The organism is Pelobacter propionicus DSM 2379, assembly GCF_000015045.1.
Lineage (GTDB): Bacteria > Desulfobacterota > Desulfuromonadia > Geobacterales > Pseudopelobacteraceae > Pseudopelobacter > Pseudopelobacter propionicus.
On record NC_008609.1, the window covers coordinates 3,813,509 to 3,832,366 of the forward strand.

At 59.1% G+C, this 18,858-nt stretch carries 14 protein-coding genes; 10 read left to right on the forward strand and 4 right to left on the reverse strand.

Features of this window, described 5'->3' with window-relative positions:
- Entirely contained in the window at nucleotides 1–1,371 is a 1,371-nt protein-coding gene (gene flgK, locus PPRO_RS17185; protein ID WP_011737264.1) for a flagellar hook-associated protein FlgK, read from the forward strand.
- A 91-nt stretch (nucleotides 1,372–1,462) separates the two neighbouring features.
- A complete protein-coding gene (gene flgL, locus PPRO_RS17190) occupies nucleotides 1,463–2,350 on the forward strand; it encodes a flagellar hook-associated protein FlgL (protein WP_011737265.1) in 888 nt (295 codons plus the stop codon).
- Between the two features lie 143 nt (nucleotides 2,351–2,493).
- Here the strand turns inward: flgL and PPRO_RS17195 are convergent, their stop codons facing one another.
- Together PPRO_RS17195 and PPRO_RS17200 are read right to left on the reverse strand one after the other, a co-directional pair.
- A complete protein-coding gene (locus PPRO_RS17195) occupies nucleotides 2,494–2,955 on the reverse strand; it encodes a GNAT family N-acetyltransferase (RefSeq protein WP_011737266.1) in 462 nt (153 codons plus the stop codon).
- Nucleotides 2,956–2,976: 21 nt separating this feature from the next.
- Nucleotides 2,977–5,265, reverse strand: a complete 2,289-nt coding sequence (locus PPRO_RS17200; protein ID WP_011737267.1) for an ATP-dependent helicase — start codon at nucleotides 5,263–5,265, stop codon at nucleotides 2,977–2,979.
- Between the two features lie 165 nt (nucleotides 5,266–5,430).
- Here PPRO_RS17200 and PPRO_RS17205 point away from each other — a divergent pair, with 165 nt between their 5' ends.
- From PPRO_RS17205 to PPRO_RS17220, 3 genes are all read left to right on the forward strand, one after another.
- Nucleotides 5,431–5,997, forward strand: coding sequence for an ANTAR domain-containing response regulator (locus tag PPRO_RS17205; protein ID WP_041532954.1), 567 nt, complete (start codon nucleotides 5,431–5,433; stop codon nucleotides 5,995–5,997).
- 266 nt (nucleotides 5,998–6,263) lie between these two features.
- Nucleotides 6,264–9,449, forward strand: a complete 3,186-nt coding sequence (locus tag PPRO_RS17215; RefSeq protein WP_011737269.1) for a BTAD domain-containing putative transcriptional regulator — start codon at nucleotides 6,264–6,266, stop codon at nucleotides 9,447–9,449.
- A gap of 225 nt (nucleotides 9,450–9,674) precedes the next feature.
- On the forward strand, nucleotides 9,675–10,043 hold the full coding sequence (locus PPRO_RS17220; protein ID WP_011737270.1) for a response regulator: 369 nt from the start codon (nucleotides 9,675–9,677) through the stop codon (nucleotides 10,041–10,043).
- 77 nt (nucleotides 10,044–10,120) lie between these two features.
- Here PPRO_RS17220 and draG read toward each other — a convergent pair whose 3' ends face one another.
- Nucleotides 10,121–11,026 (reverse strand): ADP-ribosyl-[dinitrogen reductase] hydrolase, encoded by a 906-nt coding sequence (gene draG / locus PPRO_RS17225; RefSeq protein ID WP_011737271.1) that lies wholly within the window; start codon nucleotides 11,024–11,026, stop codon nucleotides 10,121–10,123.
- 408 nt (nucleotides 11,027–11,434) lie between these two features.
- Between draG and PPRO_RS17230 the strand changes: the two genes are divergently transcribed.
- Both PPRO_RS17230 and PPRO_RS17235 read left to right on the forward strand, forming a co-directional pair.
- Nucleotides 11,435–12,304, forward strand: coding sequence for a radical SAM protein (locus PPRO_RS17230; protein WP_011737272.1), 870 nt, complete (start codon nucleotides 11,435–11,437; stop codon nucleotides 12,302–12,304).
- Nucleotides 12,305–12,335: 31 nt separating this feature from the next.
- Nucleotides 12,336–13,148: a GNAT family N-acetyltransferase gene (locus tag PPRO_RS17235; protein WP_041532955.1), complete on the forward strand. Its 813-nt coding sequence runs from the start codon at nucleotides 12,336–12,338 to the stop codon at nucleotides 13,146–13,148.
- A gap of 106 nt (nucleotides 13,149–13,254) precedes the next feature.
- Here the strand turns inward: PPRO_RS17235 and PPRO_RS17240 are convergent, their stop codons facing one another.
- Nucleotides 13,255–14,526: a methyl-accepting chemotaxis protein gene (locus PPRO_RS17240; RefSeq protein ID WP_011737274.1), complete on the reverse strand. Its 1,272-nt coding sequence runs from the start codon at nucleotides 14,524–14,526 to the stop codon at nucleotides 13,255–13,257.
- Nucleotides 14,527–14,945: 419 nt separating this feature from the next.
- Here PPRO_RS17240 and nifV point away from each other — a divergent pair, with 419 nt between their 5' ends.
- The 3 genes from nifV (at nucleotide 14,946) to nifD (ending at nucleotide 18,816) form a co-directional block, all read left to right on the forward strand.
- Complete coding sequence (nifV, locus tag PPRO_RS17245) at nucleotides 14,946–16,115, forward strand: homocitrate synthase (RefSeq protein WP_011737275.1); 1,170 nt, start codon at nucleotides 14,946–14,948, stop codon at nucleotides 16,113–16,115.
- A gap of 239 nt (nucleotides 16,116–16,354) precedes the next feature.
- Nucleotides 16,355–17,221, forward strand: coding sequence for a nitrogenase iron protein (nifH, locus tag PPRO_RS17250; RefSeq protein ID WP_011737276.1), 867 nt, complete (start codon nucleotides 16,355–16,357; stop codon nucleotides 17,219–17,221).
- 149 nt (nucleotides 17,222–17,370) lie between these two features.
- Nucleotides 17,371–18,816 carry a nitrogenase molybdenum-iron protein alpha chain gene (gene nifD / locus PPRO_RS17255; protein WP_011737277.1) on the forward strand — a complete coding sequence of 482 codons (1,446 nt, stop codon included), beginning with the start codon at nucleotides 17,371–17,373 and terminating at the stop codon, nucleotides 18,814–18,816.
- The last annotated feature ends 42 nt before the right edge of the window (nucleotides 18,817–18,858 follow it).

An 18,858-nucleotide genomic window follows, 5' to 3' on the forward strand; every position in this document is an offset into this window, starting at 1 on the left:
ATGGGACTTTCCTCGGCAATGGAAATCGGAAAACGGGGACTGATCATCTACCAGGTTGCAACCGAGGTAACCGGCGAGAACATAGCGAATGTCAACACAGAGGGATACTCCCGTCAGAGAGTCATACTAGAGACGTCGCCACCTACCACGCACAATGGTTTTCCTCTGGGCACGGGGGTCAAGATCTCCACGGTGGAACGCTATTACGACAGTCTTTTACAGCAGCAGCTGGTAACCGCCAACTCCGCCAGCGGGTATGATACGCTCTGCTCCGAGGTGCTGCAACAGATAGAGCCATCGTTCAACGAGCTTACCAACGACGGAATAGGCTCGGCCATTACAAATTATTTTCAGGCCTGGGAGGATCTCTCAACCAACGCATCAGGGACCACGGAACGCCAGGTACTGTTGAGCCAAGCCCAGGTTCTGGTCGAAAGTTTCAATTCCGTCAGCACCACGCTCACCGACACCATCAAGGCCCAGGACTCCTCCCTGACCGCGCTGACCGCGGACATCAACAACAAACTGACCAACATTGCTACGTTGAACGCCCAGATAAAACAGACCGAGCTTGTCAGCGGAAATGCCAATGAGATGCGGGATCAGCGAGATCTTCTGGTAAAGCAGTTGGCGGAGCAGATGGGAATCAAGTATACGGAAAACGCCGACGGAACGACGGACGTCTATGTGCAGGACTCGACACCAGCCACCTACTACCTCGTGCAGGGCAATCAGGCAGGTTCGCTGACTGTCGGCGGTACCTCACCGGCTCGAACCGTAACGATAGATTCCGTGAGCGGAGCCACCAAAACGGTGGACAGCACCCTCTATACCGCCCAGGACGGCGGCACACTCTGGGCAACCCTGCAGTTGCGGGACGTAATCATCCCCGACTATATCGACCAGCTGGATGACTTGGCATCGACCATCATTACCGACGTCAACACCCAGCATCAGGCGGGATTTGATATCAACGGCGATCCTGGCGCTGACTTTTTCTCCGGCACATCAGCCGCAACGTTCAGCGTGAGCATCACCGATCCTAACAACATCGCAGCAGCCGGATCATCCGCAGCAGCACCGGGCGGCAACGGCAATGCCCTGCTGATTGCCGACCTTCAGTCAGGTTTCAGCATATCTTATAACACGCTGGTCTCCCAGATCGGCCTCGACGTTGACCAGGCCGAGACCGTTGTGGAGCAAGACGAGGCATATCTGAAGCAACTCAATACGCTGCGCGATTCCAAATCAGGTGTCTCGCTGGACGAAGAACTGACAAACCTGGTCATGTATCAGCGATCGTATCAGGCTTCCGCAAAGCTGATCACAACGGTTACTGAAATGATGGATACGCTTCTTGCCATGGTGTGACATGCTACTGATTTTAAACGATTACGCAATCAGGGAACATGAGACCCGTCTGCATGACCCTGTCACTGCGCATGGAATAAGGAGTTAACTCATGAGAATCACCGCTAACGCTACTGCTTTCAATGCTCTGTATAATATCCAGCAGGGCCGTTCAAAGCTTGACACGCTCACGGAAAAGATCGCCTCAGAACTGAATGTCAATCGCCCCAGTGATGACCCGATCGCAACCAGCCTGCTCCTGTCGACCAACGATCGCCTGCAGGCGGTGGAACAGTACGGCAGCAATATATCCAAGACAAACACCTGGTTGAGCATGACCAGCACGGCGCTGCAGGGAATCTCCGATACCCTGACGACCGCCAAGTCGCTGATGTCGACCATCGGCAGCGGCACGAGCGACCAGACAGCACGGGAGAGCGTGGTTGCCCAACTGACAGCGCTGCGCGAACAACTCGCCGATTTCGGCAATACAAAATATCTCGACCAGTATCTATTCTCGGGTTCACAGACAGCGACAAAACCCTTTGACCGTACCGTCGGGAGTATCGGCTATAACGGTGACTCCATCGTCAATTCCATCAGAATCGACAGCGCGGCAACCGAGGAGTTGAACATCACCGGCGACCAGGTACTAACATCCAGCACTGGGGTCAATATCCTCGATACCATGGACCAGTTGATCACCGCCGTCACCAATAATGACGTAGCCTCCATCCAGTCCCTTACCGCAGACCTGGACACCGGCTTTAACCAGATCACCAACCAGCAGACCGAAGTGGCGTCCCGGATCACCCGACTGGATGGCGCTGCAAACATGCTGAAAATCACCAAGACTACCTTGGAAAACATCATCAGCGACACCCAACTTGCCGATACGACCAAACTGGCGGTGGAACTCAGCCTGCAGGAAACGGCCTACAAGGCTTCCCTTTCGGCAACGGCAAAGATTCTCAATCTCTCCCTGCTGGACTATCTGTAGAGTAAAGGCTTCCCAACACTCAACAAAAAAAGGCGTCGCCAGAATGGCGACGCCTTTTTTTGTTGAGTTGCGTCAAACTGATGCGTATGCAGGGAAACGTTGGGAACAGGTAGGTGGCGCAGAACCGTAACTTCATTTTGGTGTCACTGCTGGCGTGCCTTGCTCATAATGACAACCGCGAAGCTGCTTCCATCGAACGACTCCGTGCGCGTGACAACATAACCAAGCCGCTCATACAGACGCATGTTGCCCAGACTCAGTTCGCCGGTAAAGAGTTCCCATGCCTGCGTCGTGTCGAATCTGGCCTCAATGGCTCCCATCAACCTGGCTCCAATTCCCTGCCTGCGGAAATCTGGATGCACCATCAGCCGTCCAATCAGGCAAATACCCTCTTTCATGCAGCCCTTCACCGAACCGATGATCTTACCCCCACTCACCGCCTTGAGGATGGTCGTGCGCTCGAAATCAGGCAATAAATCATCAACAGTCTGGGTCAGGGGCGGAATCGCGTAATCGTCATAGATGAGCGCCTCGGAGAGAAAGGCCAGTTTCTGCAGTTCAATGATCTCGGCAGCATCGGCAACCGTTGCGTCCAGAATATCCATGGTTCCCCCCGTAGTGCGTTGTCAGGCCCGCTCCAGGCCCGCGAAGCGCAGCATGAGCTTCTTGGGGCCAACCGAATTGAACCAGACAATGACCTTCTGGCTTTCGCCGCTTCCCTCGAGTTTGCGGATCGTACCCTGCCCGAACGTGCCATGCCGGACCTTCATGCCGATAAAGACGCCGTCGTGCTCTTCGGGCGGCTCGGGAATGACTTCGATTTCATCGCATGCTGAAACGACCTGTGCCAGATTGTGTCCGCCGTCATGCCGGGCAACAGTCTTCTCCCGACGACCGGAGTGGCCCATGGCGATAATGCCCGTAGAGGGCTCTTGCCCATTTCTGCCGGCCTGTTCCGCCGCCGAGCGGAACCCAAGACCGGGCTGGCTCGGTTCTCCCCCGTCATCCAGCAATCCGGCCGGAATATCCTTCAGGAAGCGTGACGGCGGATTGCACTGTTCCTGTCCGAACAGGTACCTTCGGCGGGTATTGAGCAGGTAGAGTCGCTCGCGAGCGCGGGTCATGCCGACGTAACAGAGGCGACGCTCCTCTTCCATTCCGTCCAGGTCATCCAGGGCACGCACATGGGGAAAGAGGCGCTCCTCCATACCGATCATGAAAACCGCCCTGAACTCAAGACCCTTGGCGGCATGCAGGGTCATCAGGGTCACCGATGGCTTGCCCTGCCCCCCCTGCTCCAGGTCCGAAACCAGCGAGACCTGCTCCAGGAACGCCGACAGGCCGGCCTGGGGCTCCTTCTCACAGAACTCCTCCATTGCCGCCAGCAGCTGTTCCAGGTTCTCAAGTCGCTCGCTGTCCTCCTGGTCGCGACTCTCCCGCAGGCGAGCCAGATAGCCGCTCTCCTCCATGACAGTCTGACACAGTTCAGGCAAACCGCGCAGGGCAACCATCTCCCTGAAACGTTCCATCATGTCGACAAACGACGCGACCCTGGCACGCGGCCCGGAACCCAGCAGCCCGCTCCCGGCACACTCGGCCATGGCAGCGTAAAAGCTGGCGCCGCTTGAGGCTACCCGCTGGGAGATGCGGTCGATGGTTGCCCCGCCAATGCCCCGGCTCGGCACGTTGATGATCCGTTTCAGCGAAATCTCGTCGGCCGGGTTGTCCAGTATCCGCAGATAGGCCAGGATGTCCTTGACCTCCATGCGGGCATAGAAACGTACGCCCCCCACGATATGGTAGGGAAGCGCTTCGGAAACCAGCGCCTCCTCCACCAGGCGGGACTGGGCATTGGTGCGGTAGAAGACCGCCATCTCCTCCAGCGGGATACCGCGTGAGCGCAGGCTGACGATTTCTCGGGCCACGAGGCGCGCCTCCTCCCGGTCCGATTCTACCCGGTGGTAGCGGATCTTCTCTCCCTCCGGATTCTCGGTCCAGAGGGTCTTGCCCCGACGGCCGATATTTCGGCTGACCACCGCGCCGGCCGCCTTGAGGATGGTGGTGGTGGAGCGGTAGTTCTGCTCCAGCCGCACGACCGCCACGTCCGGGAAGTCCTTCTCGAATTCCAGTATGTTGCGAATATCCGCCCCGCGCCAGGAGTAGATCGACTGGTCGTCGTCACCCACCACGCAAAGATTCCTACGTTCTCCGGCCAGAAGCCGGATCAGCCGGTACTGAACCGGGTTGGTGTCCTGGTATTCGTCCACCATGATCCACTGGAAACGTTCCTGGCAGCGTTGACGCACCTCGGGAAACTGTTCCAGCAGGCGCACGGTCTGGATCAGCATGTCGCCGAAATCAAGTGCGTTGCATTTTCTCAGCCGTTCCTGGTAGGCAGCATAGATCTGGACAACCTTGGCGTTGAAGATGTCACCGGTTGCCACGGGATCCAGGTCATGGGGAAACAGGCCGCGGTTCTTGTAGTCATCGATACGGGCTGCAACGATCCTGGGCGAAAACTTCTTATCGTCCAGGTCCATATCCTTCAGCAGATCCTTCAGTAGCCGTTCGCAATCACGCTCGTCGTAGATGGCAAAGCTGGAGTCGAAGCCCAGGTGGTGGATCTCGCGGCGCAGGATCCGGCCGCAGGCGGCATGGAATGTGGCGATCAGCGGCGCATCGCCTCCCCCCAGCAGCCTGCTGACCCGTTCGGACATCTCCCTGGCTGCCTTGTTGGTGAAGGTCACCGCCAGGATATTCCAGGGACGCACCCCATGATTGTGGATCAGGTGCGCGATACGGTGGGTGATGACGCGGGTCTTGCCCGAGCCGGCGCCGGCCAGGATCAGCAGCGGTCCTTCTCCATGCAGCACCGCGCTTTTCTGGGGCTGGTTTAAGTGTTTGACAAAATCCATGCCGTCATTTGTAGTCCCTCACCGCGGGAGCGTCAACGAAAAAAGCCGGCCGGGAAGCAGTGCCGCTGCCCGTTTTTCCACGCTCCGTCATCGGACGCCGAGCAGGGTGCTGGCATGTTCGATGCACTCATCGTGATCTCAGACTGCATCCGGGAGGGAAACGATATGAGAAGCATACTGATTTGCGATGATGAACCGGTGGTCCGGATGAGCCTGAAGGCAATGCTGCTGGATGCGGGATTCGATGAGGTTCTGGAGTGCGGGGACGGCAAAAGCGCCGTGGAAATGGCACTGGCCGGTTTTCCCGATATGGCGATCCTGGATGTTGCCATGCCGAAACTGGACGGCATTAGCGCCGCAACGGAGATCAGAAAGAAGCTCAAGATTCCGATCCTGCTTCTGACCAACTGTTACGACGTACGGACGGCGAAACGGGCAGCGGAAAGCGGAATTGCCGCTTTTTTAACCAAGCCTTTGCGCGAACAGGACCTGCTTCCGGCCATCGAGATCGCCATGGCCCATGCGGATGAGGTTGATGGCCTGAAGGAGAAGATCGACGATCTGCGGGAAGTTATCGAGAACAGGAAGATTATTGAGAGGGCAAAGGGGATGCTGATGGAGACGGAGCGGTTGAGCGAGGCCGACGCCTATCGCACCCTGCAGAAGATGGCCATGGACAAGCGCAAAACCCTGCGTCAGGTAGCGGACAGCATCCTGAAAAGCGCGAAATAATCCGCGCAGCACGCCTGGCTGGGGAGAAGCGGAGGGAATCATCAAAAAAACTTGACGAAAACGGATTATTGAATAAATGTTGTCGGGCGCGCCCAAGAGGTGACATGGAATGACACACTGGCCAGCCCCCGGGCATTCGCCGGCTCCGGACCATCGAGCCGCGGCTTTGCCGTTCGCTGGCTGGGCAAAAAGGGGAGTCGCCTCCCTGCCCCCTCCCTCAGCTGCCTGCAGCGGTTTTGCGACGGGACGCATCTCTCCGAGCCGACATGAATTTAAGAATCAACAAAATCAACCGACCGCTGCTGACGGATATCGTGCCGCGCGAACGGCTGTTCCGCCTGCTGGACGGTGCCCTGAAAAGGCAGGTTGTCTGGGTGCACGGCCCCGGAGGTTCGGGAAAGTCCAGCCTTGTGGCAAGCTACATTGATTCCCGCGCCCTTCCCTGTCTCTGGTACCAGGTGGACAGGGGCGATCAGGACGTTGCCACACTCTTCTATTACCTTGGCATGGCCCTGGAAAATGCCGGTTTTTCCACAGAGGCGCCCTCCCTTCCCCTGTTGACACCCGGCCAGCATCCTGAACTGGAACTCTTCGCTAAACGCTATTTCGAGAGACTGTTTGCCGCGCTTCCCTCCTCCTGTGTACTGGTTTTTGACGACTGCCACGAAGTGGCCGATGACTCCCTGTTTCACCGGATTCTGCGAAACGGCCTCTATGAGATCCCCGATGGAATCCATGTCGTTGTCATCAGCCGCAACGCGGTCCCTTCCTCCCTGATCCACCTTCGATCCCGCAGCATGCTGAACACAATCAGCTGGAGCGCCCTCCGTCTGACACCCGCGGAGACGGAGGCGATAATCCGCGCGCGAAGGGCAGATCACGTCGACCGGGAGGATGCACGGCGACTGCACGAGAGGATTCAGGGCTGGGTGGCTGGACTGGTGCTTGTCCTCGAAGGGGGATATGCCAACATATCCGACGCCGTGCCTGAAATGCAGCCGGTGCAAGAGGTGTTCGACTATTTCGCCGCTGAACTGTTCGCCGGCATGGATGAGGCAACGCAGATTTTCCTGCTCAAAACAGCCGTCTTCTCCGAGGTCGCGCCGTTCCCCGCGCAAAGGCTCACGCAGCAGCACGATGCCGGGCGCATCCTCTCCTGGCTGTATGAAAAGAACTGCTTCACCGAGCGGCGCTACGAGGGGGGCTCGATGTACCGTTACCACCCCCTGTTCCGTGAGTTCCTGCTGGAGCGCGCCTGCCAGTTCTTTTCTCCTGACGAGATGCGCGGCATCCGGCACACCGCGGCAATCGCCCTGGAGGAGTCGGAGCGCCAGGAAGAGGCCACGGAGCTGTTTATGGCAGCCGCAAGCTGGCAGGATGCTGCGCGGCTGATCATTCGCATCGCCCCGGCCTATCTGGCCCAGGGACGCGGCAAGACCGTGCAGCAATGGCTGGAGCGTCTGCCCGAAGAACTGGCACAGAGGCATCCCTACCTCCCCTTCTGGCAGGGAGCCTGTCGTCTACCCGAAGCACCCCTTTCCGCTTTCACCGATTTCAAGCGCGCCTACCAGATTTTCCAGCAGCACGACGACAGGGTCGGCATGTGTCTCTCCTGGGCGGCCGGCGCCAATGCCACGCTCTACTCCGATTCCATCTATCATGAGTGGATACCGGAGATGGAGTCGTACATGCGCCAGTATCACGTCTTTCCTTCCCCGGAGATCGAGGCGCGGGTCATTACCAGCATGTTCAATGCCATGTCTTTCCAGCAGCCCGACCATCTCCGCATCAGGGAACTGGAAGAGCAAAGCTACGGACACTTCTGGCAAGAGCATTGTCTCGATTCCGACGCACGGCTAAAAACCGGCGTGTATCTGGCGGTTTTCAACCTCTGGTGCGGTGAGATACAGAGGGCCAGCCTCATCGCCGACAGGCTCGATCTTATCTCGCAAGCCGCCAGCGTATCCGACCTGACCAGCTTTACCATCAAGACCACCCAGGCCCTGGTGGACTTCTTCACCGCTTCCTTCGGCGCCTGTCGCCAGCGAGTCTTCGAGGCGCTCCAGCTGGCCGAAGAGACGGGTATCCGCGCCTTGTACCTGCACGTCATGGGACATGGGCTCGCCGCGGCCCTGAGTGACGGCGACCTGGATACCGTGGACACGCTGCTGGCCAGGATGCGGGACAACCTTGACCGGGCCGGAGAGTTGGACCAGGCCTACTACTACTTTTGCCTCGCCTGGCGGGCGAGACTGGAGGGCGATCTGGAGGGGGCCTTCCACAACCTGGCCATAACCTCCCCCTTCATGGAAAGCGTTGATAACCTTCCCTCCCACGCCATCGCCCACATCGCCCTTGCCGAACTGTACTGTCGGCGAGGGGACGGGAAGGCTGCCCAGGGGCATGTGGCCCTGGCACGCCAGTTCGGGGAACGGCTGCGCAGCCATGTGGTGGAGTTCATGTGCCTGCTGCTGGAGGCGGACCTCAATCTGGAGCAGGGACGGGCAGGGGAGGGGATCGCCTGTTTGCGAGCGGCTCTGGCCCTGGGAAGAAGCCATGGCATAGTCAACATGTACTGGTGGCAGCCGGACACCATGGTCCGGCTCTGCATGAGAGCCCTGCGGGAGGGGATAGAAGCCGGGTATGTCAGTGCCCTGATCCGACGTCGTGGCCTCGTTCCGCGAACTCCGCCCCTTGACATGGAGGAATGGCCCTGGCCGGTGAAGGTGTATACCCTGGGGCGTTTCGAACTGCACGCCAATGGCAATCCGGTACTGTTCAGCGGCAAAGTGCAGAAGAAGCCACTGGAAATGCTCAAGGTCCTGCTTGCACTGGAAGGCAAGGAGTCACATGAAGGGCAGATTGCCGACCTTCTCTGGCCCGAAGCAGAGGGAGACACGGCCCGAAAATCGCTGAAAAGCACCCTGCACCGCTTGCGTGACCTGCTGGGAAACGAGAAGGCGGTACTGATGCGCGAGGGGAGGCTCATTCTGGACCGTTACCAGGTTTGGACGGATGTCCTTGCCTTTGAAGAACTGCTGGCCAAGGCCCGGGTGAAAAAGGATGCCGCCGATGAGGCGGAAGCCATCCGCCTGACCGAGAAGGCTCTTGCCCTGTATCGTGGCCACTTCCTCGATCAAGTAAGTGACACCCCCTGCATCATTGCCCTGCGAAACCGGCTTCAGGGGAGGTTCAGGAATGCAATCCTCGCCCAGGGGAACCTGTGGCGCGACAGGGGGGACCTGGATCGGGCCATGGAGTGCTATCTGAGGGGAGTGGAGGTTGATGACCTGGCAGAGGAGTTGTACCGCAACCTGATGTCATGCTACCTGTCGGCAGGCCTGCGGGGGGAACTGCTGACCATGTTCCGGAACTGCGGCGATGCTCTGGCCCTGCACGGGCTCTCCCCCTCACGGGAAACCGTGGCACTCTACAGACAGGCATTCCTCTGAACCAGGTCCCGGAGTGCGCCATGGCCAGGCCATACCCTGATCCGGCGCTCTCCGCTCATACCCCCGCCTCCCGGATGAGCTCTTTTTCACCCCTGAAGACTTTTCCGCAATCCGTATCCAATCCGTATCCAATCCGTAACCGGCTGTCGGCTATCCTTGCGCACGTCTCATCTGCCGAGAGGAGAGCATCTGTATCCCGATCGGGTTACGGATCCACGATACGCCATGTGCCAAACAGTCATGCTCGTCGATGACGAGCCGATCATCCGCAATATCCTGCGCACGATTCTGGAGTATGACGGCTACACGGTGGTTGCCGAGGCAGGTCAGGGTGACGAAGCGGTTGAGAAGTACCGCCAGCACCGCCCGGAAATCACCATCATGGACCATATCATGCCCGGCAAAAACGGCATAGAGGCCATCAGGGAGATCGTCGATCTGGACCGGGATGCCAAGCTGATCATGTGCAGCGCCAGCTGCAGAGGAAAGATCGAAAAACCGGCCATCATGGCGGGCGCCCTGGATTTCATCCCCAAGCCGTTCACGGTGAAAGAGGTGCTGGAGGTTGTTGGCCGGATTTCCGGAATGTGCTGAATTCCGCATGCCCCCCTCTCCCACCGATGAGCCGCCGGGCAGGGAAAGCCTCTTCACCCCATTTTACCCACACCCTCTCACCAGCATCTCCCCACTGGACTGGCCACCACCAGCTGGCGGGTCAACTCCTCGATCTCGCTGATCACCCTTCTGTCCATCTTCCTGATCCAGCGCCGGGGTATGCTCTCCATGCCGTAGTATGCGCCGGCCAGCATACCGCAGATGGCGCCGGTGGTGTCGGCATCCCCCCCCTGGTTGACGGTCCCCACCAAGCACTCCTCGAACGTCCTCCCCCTGAAGAACCAGTGAAAGACCGTCTGCATGGTGTCAGCCACATAGGCGCTGGCCAGGCCGTGGTACGGCTGGAACGAGAAGCAGGGAAAGCGGGCCACCAGGCCGTCCGCTTCCCGACGCAGTTGCATCTTGGACTGGCCGCACAGGGCTTGGTGCAGCATGCGCCCGAGGCAGAGGCAGGCCGCGTCGGAGACCGGGTTGTTGTGGGTAAGGTGGGCCTGCTCGAGCATGTATCTGCTGAGTAGAGTCCCATCCGGCAGCGAGAAGAGCGCCACCGGCAGAAGACGCATTGCGGCACCGTTGCCTGCGTCCCACTGGTTCGGCGGCGCTTCCAGGGTGCCGTTCAGCATGAAGGCGCGGATCCCCTTGCGACAGGTATCGCCGCAGTCCACCGGACGCGACTTCAGCCAGGCGGCGAAATTGGCCGCAATCCGCTCCAGCGACCATCCCTGGGACTGCACAATTGCCCGGGCGATACAGAGGGCCATCTCCGTGTCGTCGGTAATCTGCCCCGGCCTGAGGCGCAACCATCCGCCACCAGTGATATCCCTGAAAACCCCGTAGCTGGCCTGGATTTCAGGGGCGGTCATGAACTCCACCGTGGCGCCCAGTGCGTCGCCGATTGCCATGCCGATAAAGGCGGCCCGGGCTCTTTCGTGGATGTCGTTCAGATCATACTGGCGAAACATGACGGGTTCCTTGGTGGCTGGGACAGCGGGCCGTGGAATGTGTTGCTGTGGCAGATGCATCTTGCAAAAACCAATCCGACGGTATCTGACCTGTTTTCAGCGCCGCCGCTCTTGCCCGCAGCCCGGGAAACATGCGTGCCAGGCTAATCCTGCCCAAAATACAGGCACGACACAATACAGCGCTACGCCTTCCCGTAATCCCGGCATCACGTTTAGCGGACCATGTGGCTCATGTTTTAGGCGTTTTTACGCTGTTTGGAAAACAATGCCGGAATTGGCCTGCTCTATGCTAAGAAAAATTCAGATCATGACCCATCGCAAACGGCATGGGCACATAGAGTATTCGCCAGGGCAACGGAGCCCGCGGGGATCACCCCGCGGGCTCTTTTTTTTGAAAGGAGCAACACCATGACACAAGCATGCGACATGAAGAGAAAAATCCAGGGGCACCCCTGCTTTGGCGGAAACCATCACAAAAACGGTCGGATGCACCTGGCAGTGGCGCCGGGCTGCAACATCAAGTGCGGCTACTGTACCCGCAGGCACGACTGCGCCAATGAATCCAGGCCCGGCGTCACCAGCCGCCTGCTCACGCCGTCGGAGGCGCTGGTGAAGGTGCGCGAGGTCATGGCCAGCCCGGTGGTGGGGCCAATCATCAAGGTTATCGGCATTGCCGGACCGGGCGACCCCCTGGCCAACGAGGAAACCTTCGAGACCTTCGAACTGGTCAAGAGGGAGTTTCCCCACCTGATGCTCTGCATGAGCACCAACGGCCTGCTGCTGCCCGAGTCCATCGACCGCCTCCATGAATTGGGTCTGCACAGCCTGACCGTTACCATCAACGCCATCGATGCCGGGGTGGGCGCATGGATCTATCGTCATGTCATCTACCACGGCAGAAGCTACAGCGGTGTTGAAGGGGCGGCCATCCTGATCGCCAACCAGTTTGAAGGACTCAAGAGGGCAGCTCGACTGGGCATGACCATCAAGGTCAACACGGTTCTCATCCCGGGGATCAACGAGGATCAGATCCCGCTGATCGCCGCCAGGGTCAAGGAGTTGGGAGCCTTCGTGATGAACATCATGCCCCTGATTCCCCAGGCCGACCTGGCCCATATCCAGCGTCCCTCAGAGGAGCATCTGGCCCAGGTGCGCAAGGCAAACGAAGGAATCATCGGACAGTTCAGCCACTGCAAGCAGTGCCGCGCCGACGCCATCGGCCTGATCGGCAGTGATATGACGATCGGACAACCGGCATGCATGGCACCGCCAGCGTAGGGGCCTCCCTTTCATGGATGTTTTCAGGGGCATGATAATCGGATCGTTTCAGCGGCATGAAATAGCGCAATTCCTGGCTCTGGCCGCTGCCGAGCAGTGGGTGACCGGGCAGGGAGAACTGGACTTTCTGTTGTCCAGCTTTCCCGCAGGGTGCTTCTGCGTTAGGGACGAAACCGGCAATGGAGCCGGTTTCGTGACCTCCCTGAAGCATGACCGCAGCGGGTGGATCGGAAACCTGATCGTCAGACCGGACCTCCGTGGAAAGGGAATCGGCGAGGAACTGCTTCTGCGGGGCGTGGAGGCTCTTCAAGCCGCGGGTGCGGAAACCATCTGGCTGACCGCTTCCGAAATGGGCAGGCCGCTGTACGAAAAGCATGGTTTTGCGACAATAGACCGGATCATTCGATGGACAGGTGAGGCGCATGGACTCCCCGATGCCGTTGAAAAACGCGGCACAGCCTCTTTCGACCGTTCCCTTGACGCTCTCTGCTGGGGTGACCGCCGGGATCGTCTTCTGGAGTGGGTAACGGGACGTGGCCTGGCGATAGCGGAACCGGGAGCATCCGCCATCCTGCAATCTACCGGCGCAGCCATCCAGCTCGGCCCCTGGGCCGCCGCGGACTGCAATCGCGCCGGGCGACTGTTTGCGTTGGCTCTGACGCTTGCGTCAGCCGGGACGAAAATAATCTGCGACACGCCGCTTTCCAACGGAACGTGCCAGGAACTCTTGCAAAAAAGGGGATTTAGCAGACGGGGAGAAACACGACTCATGTGCCGCGGCGCGGAACCGGCCTACCGGCCGGAATATCTGTATGCATTGGCAACCCTGGGGAGCAGCGGCTGAAGCAAGCCCTCCCTTCAGACGTCATGAATTGATCCGCTCCCCAGGGACCGGGGACGCCGCCTCTCTCCGGGCAAACCAGTTGCCGGAGAGAGGCGGGCTCCTCAACTCATGCGACCTTGAACCAGGCCGCCGTCCGTTCCAGATCGCCGGACAGCTTTGACAGCAGCCGCGCCGATTCCTCGATCTGCTCAGCCGACTCTTCGGTGGATTTGGTTCCGTTGGCGATCTTTTCCACATTCATGGACACTTCCGACGTGACCGCCGACTGCTGTTCGGTTGCCGTGGCAATCCTGCTGACCATGTCCATGCTGTTGTTGGATGCGGTTACGATGTACTCCAGAGCCTGACTTGCCTCTCCCGCCTTTACCAATCCGCCGTCAGCCTCTTTTCTGCTGGTCGACATACTTGTTACTGCATATTCCGTGTCCACCTGTATGGCTTTGATCATCCTGCCGATTTCCTGGGTCGCCTTGGCAGTTCGCTCCGCCAGGGCCCGAACCTCGTCCGCCACCACCGCGAAACCGCGGCCATGTTCGCCGGCCCGGGCCGCCTCAATGGCGGCGTTCAAGGCCAACAGATTGGTCTGATCGGCCACATCCTCGATGGTGGCAACGATATTGCCGATCTGTGCACTGGACTCGCCCAGTTTTTCAATGGTTTCCGAAGAATCCTGGACGGATTTGACGATTTTGTTCATCTCGGCCACAACTCCGGCAACCGCCTCCATGCCGTTGTTGGCAGCCGTATTGGTTTCCCTGGCGGCATTGGCGGCCTGTTCGGCGCTTCCGGCTATGTCCTGAAGCGTTTGGGACATCTCCAGTGACGCGTTGGCAACCTGATCCGTCTGGGCAGCCTGGGCGTGGGCGTTGTGGTTCATCTCCTGGGTGGTAGCAAGCAGTTCCCGCGAGTTGTCCGCCAACGTATGGGTCAGATTGTTGATGTCTCCTGAAACGGCGCGCAGTTTGTCGATGATCGTTTTCATGGCACAGAACAGCTTGCCGATCTCTTCGTTGCTCTTCACGTTGATGTTCTGGGTCAAATCCCCTTGGGCGATTTTCTCCAGCGCAATCAGTGCATACCAGAGCGACTTGCAGACAACGGTCCTGACGGTGAAATGGGCCAGCCAGGAGCAGAGCACGATGCCTGCCAGCAGTATGCCGATGGACAGGTTGCGGAACAGCTCAAACATCCGGGTGCCTTCGGCGATCCGCTCCGGTGCGATCTGGTGCTGGCGCGCGAGCTCCTGCAGGAAATTTTCGCTGCACCACAGCTGGTACAGAGACAGGGCTCCCAGGCTGACGGCGCACAGCATGACAATGGAGATCGTAATGAACATTTTTGTTGCCAGACTCTGGCCGTAAAACCATGACTTCAGCATAGTCAATCTCTCCTTTTGATGGCGAAGTGCCGTAATATCATTGGCGTAGTGATAAAACCTTTTTGCCGCACATTCAAGCGGTAAGCGCACCTCGACAAAAAAAGTTGAACGTCCTGTCAGATCTCGGCGACGTCCTCCGGTCAAAAACGGTAGAAAACGGGGCATTACACCGGTTCACGACTGCAACCGGTGACATGGAAACGCCACGTTTTTAATTTTCCGGATGCCGGCCACTTGACAGCCCATGATTCGAAGACACAACGCATTCGCGCCGCCGCACGGTCATTCCCCTCCCCTGCGGCGGCGCAGCGGTTGCGTCAGAGTGGTACGCCCCGTGCATGGCATGGGCAGGTTTTGCATCCGGCAACGGCGCCGCCATTCCATGTATGGAGGCGCTTTGCTTTATTCAGGGGGAGCCCATGAGAGAACAGGCAGGCAGCACGAATATCATTATCGACGACACCACCCTGAGGGACGGAGAACAGACCGCCGGCGTGGTCTTCAGCAAACGGGACAAGATCGCCATAGCACGCATGCTGGATTCCATCGGTGTCCAGGAACTGGAATGCGGCATTCCGGCCATGGGAAGGGAAGAACGCGAAGGGATCAGGGCACTGGTTGACCTGGGGCTCAATGCCCGCCTGATCGCCTGGAACCGGGCGCTGGTCCCCGATATCCAGGCCAGCATCGACTGCGGCATATCGGCGGTGGATATCTCGCTGCCGGTATCGGACATCATGATTCGCAACAAGATCCGCAAGAGCCGCTCCTGGGTACGGGAACAGCTCAAAACAGCGCTGGGCTTTGCCAAGCAGCACGGCTTGTACGTATCGGTGGGGGGCGAGGACGCCAGCCGCGCCGACCATGCCTTTCTGGTGGAGTTGATGCGCATAACACTGCAGATGGGGGGAGACCGTTTCCGCTTCTGCGACACCCTGGGGATCCTCGACCCCTTCGGCATGTACGACAGGATACGCGCCCTGCGTGAGGCGGTGCCGGAACTGGCCATCGAGGTGCATACCCACAACGACTTCGGCATGGCCACCGCCAACACCATCGCCGGTATCCGCGCCGGCGCCACCTTTGCCAATACCACCGTGAACGGCTTGGGAGAGCGGGCCGGCAATGCCGCCCTTGAGGAGGTGGTCATGGGTCTCAGGCACGCCTGCGCTATGGATACCGGTATTGCCAGCCATCGTTTCCGCGAGCTGTCGCTCTTCGTTTCCCGGGCCTCCCGCCGCCCCCTGCCCCCCTGGAAGGCAGTAGTGGGGGAGTCGGTCTTTGCCCACGAGTCAGGCCTGCACACCGACGGGGTGCTTAAAAATCCGTCAAACTACGAGGGATTCGACCCGGCAGAGGTGGGGTTGAGCCGCAGCATCGTCGTCGGCAAGCACTCCGGCAGTAGCGGCCTGATCGACCGCTACCGCGCCATGGGTATCGCCGTCAGCCGTTCAGAGGCTACCCGCCTGGTGGAAAGGGTCAGGAGAGTCGCCCAGAGGACCAGGCGGCCGCTCACTAACGAGCAGTTGCTCAGACTGTACGACGGCAGAGGGGCGGAAATCCCCGCAAACAGTTTCTGTGTCTGCTGAGGTGTCTGTGCACAGTAATTGTGCAAACCGATGCCCACAGGCAAGCTTCACACACATCAACCAGCACCGGACACAACAAAAACAGTAAGTTACAATTTGGCACAGGCAATGCAAGACTACTGACAACAGCAACGAAGGGATCGGCAAAGGCGCCGCCATTCAGAAGAATGGGGCGCCTTTTTTATTTTGCCCCGCAGCAACCAACAGGCCCACAGATTGGTGGGCGAAAGGAGCTTCACATGAGACAGATCGCAATTTACGGAAAAGGTGGCATCGGCAAATCGACAACGACCCAGAACACGGTAGCGGGTCTTGCGTCACTCGGCAAGAGGGTCATGATCGTCGGCTGTGACCCCAAGGCGGACTCCACCCGTTTGATACTTCATGCCAAGGCTCAGACAACGGTTATGGATCTGGTGCGGGAGAGAGGTACGGTGGAGGACCTGGAGCTGGAAGACGTTCTCAAGGTCGGCTACGGCGACGTCAAGTGCGTCGAGTCCGGCGGCCCTGAACCGGGTGTCGGCTGCGCCGGCCGTGGCGTCATCACCGCCATCAACTTCCTGGAGGAGAACGGAGCCTATACCGATGACCTGGAGTTCGTGTTCTACGACGTTCTGGGCGACGTCGTCTGCGGCGGGTTCGCCATGCCGATCCGTGAGGGGAAGGCTGAAGAGATCTACATCGTCTGTTCCGGCGAGATGATGGCCATGTACGCCGCCAACAACATCTCCAAGGGTATCCTCAAATACGCCTCATCCGGCAAGGTACGCCTGGCCGGGCTGATCTGCAACGCCAGGAAAACCGACAAAGAGTTCGAACTGGTCAGCGCGCTGGCCGCAAAACTGGGCACCCAGATGATTCATTACGTACCCCGCGACAACCAGGTCCAGAGGGCCGAGATGCGCCGGATGACCGTCATTGAATACTCTCCCGAGCATCCCCAGGCCAACGAGTACCGGGAGCTGGCCAGGAAGATTTCCGAGAACAAGATGCTGGTGGTGCCCACCCCCCTGACCATGGATGAACTGGAAGAGCTGATGATGGAGTTCGGGATCATGGAAGCGGAAGACGAGTCGATTGTTGGCAAGGCAGAGGTTGCCGCGTAAGCAATTGTCGGAAAGAACATGGGGCGCGGATACTGGGAACGACACGACAACTCCGCGCCCCTCGTCTATCAACGCGAGCGACCTGCGCGCACCACTGGAAATAAGCACAAAAAACTAATTGGTTACACACCAATCACAAGGAGTACCCAATGTCATCGACAGCGAGAAAGATAGAAGGGATCACCAAGGAATCCACCCAGGAGATGATCGACAAGGCCCTGGAAGCCTATCCCGAGAAGGGGAGAAAGAAACGTGCCCCCCATCTGGCGCCCAACGACCCGGGTGCAAGCTCGGCCTGCGTCAAGTCCAACCGCAAGACCGTGCCGGGCGTGATGAGCGCCCGCGGCTGCGCCTATGCCGGCGCCAAGGGTGTGGTCTGGGGCCCGATCCGCGACATGGTGCATGTCTCCCACGGTCCGGTGGGATGCGGCTGGTACTCCTGGGGTACCCGGCGCAACATGATGACCGGCATCACCGGCGTCAGTAACTTCGCCATGCAGTTCACCTCCGACTTCCAGGAGAAGGACATCGTCTACGGTGGCGACAAGAAACTGATGCAGCTCCTGAGCGAGACCAAGGAACTCTTTCCCCTGGCCAAGGGGATCTCGGTCCTGTCCGAATGCCCGGTGGGCCTGATCGGCGATGATATCAACAACGTTGCCCGCCAGGCGGTCAAGGAGCTGGATCTTCCCGTCATCCCCTGCAACTGCGAGGGATTCCGCGGCGTCTCCCAGTCCCTGGGGCACCACATCTCCAACGACACCATCCGCGACCACATCATCGGTACCCGCGAATTCGCCGAGCCCGAGACCCCCTATGACATCGCCCTGATCGGGGAATACAACATCGGCGGCGATGCCTGGTCGGTCAAGCCGATGCTGGAGGAGATCGGGCTCAACGTCAAGGCTGTCTGGACCGGCGACGGTCAGCTGGAGCACATCGCCGCCACCCACAAGGTCAAGCTGAACCTGATCCACTGCTACCGCTCCATGAACTACATGTGCAAGGTTATGGAGGAAAAGTACGGTATCCCCTGGCTGGAGATCAACTTCTTCGGCCCCAGCAAGATCAGGGAGAGTCTGCGCAAGATCGCCGCACTGTTCGACGACACCATCAAGGAGAACGTGGAGAAGGTCATTGCCAAATACGACCCCATGATGCAGGCCGTAATCGACGAATACCGCCCCCGCCTGGATGGTAAGAAGGTCATGCTCTACGTGGGCGGCCTGCGCCCCCGCCACACAGTCAGCGCCTATGAGGAATTGGGCATGGACGTGGTCGGTTCAGGCTACGAATTCGCCCACGGCGACGACTACGAGCGCACCAGCGCCGAGATGCCCGAGGCAACGGTGATCTACGACGACGTGTCCGAGTACGAACTGGAGGAGTTCGTCCACAAGCTCCGTCCAGATCTGGTGGGAAGCGGTATCAAGGAAAAATACCTGTTGCAGAAGATGGGGATACCGTTCCGCCAGATGCACAGCTGGGACTACTCCGGCCCCTATGAGGGGTATAAAGGCTTTGAAGTTTTCGCGCGGGACATCGATATGGCGGTGAACAGCCCGACATGGAAATTCGTCAAGAGCCCGTTTTAAAACCGGTGAGGAGTGACGTGTGAGGCGTCATGGGGAACTCCC

Coding starts and splice junctions, on each gene's coding strand:
- flgK (WP_011737264.1), top strand. CDS start 1: ATGGGACTTTCCTCGGCAATGGAAATCGGAAAACGGGGACTGATCATC.
- flgL (WP_011737265.1), top strand. CDS start 1,463: ATGAGAATCACCGCTAACGCTACTGCTTTCAATGCTCTGTATAATATC.
- PPRO_RS17195 (WP_011737266.1), bottom strand. CDS start 2,955: ATGGATATTCTGGACGCAACGGTTGCCGATGCTGCCGAGATCATTGAA.
- PPRO_RS17200 (WP_011737267.1), bottom strand. CDS start 5,265: ATGGATTTTGTCAAACACTTAAACCAGCCCCAGAAAAGCGCGGTGCTG.
- PPRO_RS17205 (WP_041532954.1), top strand. CDS start 5,431: ATGAGAAGCATACTGATTTGCGATGATGAACCGGTGGTCCGGATGAGC.
- PPRO_RS17215 (WP_011737269.1), top strand. CDS start 6,264: ATGAATTTAAGAATCAACAAAATCAACCGACCGCTGCTGACGGATATC.
- PPRO_RS17220 (WP_011737270.1), top strand. CDS start 9,675: ATGTGCCAAACAGTCATGCTCGTCGATGACGAGCCGATCATCCGCAAT.
- draG (WP_011737271.1), bottom strand. CDS start 11,026: ATGTTTCGCCAGTATGATCTGAACGACATCCACGAAAGAGCCCGGGCC.
- PPRO_RS17230 (WP_011737272.1), top strand. CDS start 11,435: ATGACACAAGCATGCGACATGAAGAGAAAAATCCAGGGGCACCCCTGC.
- PPRO_RS17235 (WP_041532955.1), top strand. CDS start 12,336: ATGATAATCGGATCGTTTCAGCGGCATGAAATAGCGCAATTCCTGGCT.
- PPRO_RS17240 (WP_011737274.1), bottom strand. CDS start 14,526: ATGCTGAAGTCATGGTTTTACGGCCAGAGTCTGGCAACAAAAATGTTC.
- nifV (WP_011737275.1), top strand. CDS start 14,946: ATGAGAGAACAGGCAGGCAGCACGAATATCATTATCGACGACACCACC.
- nifH (WP_011737276.1), top strand. CDS start 16,355: ATGAGACAGATCGCAATTTACGGAAAAGGTGGCATCGGCAAATCGACA.
- nifD (WP_011737277.1), top strand. CDS start 17,371: ATGTCATCGACAGCGAGAAAGATAGAAGGGATCACCAAGGAATCCACC.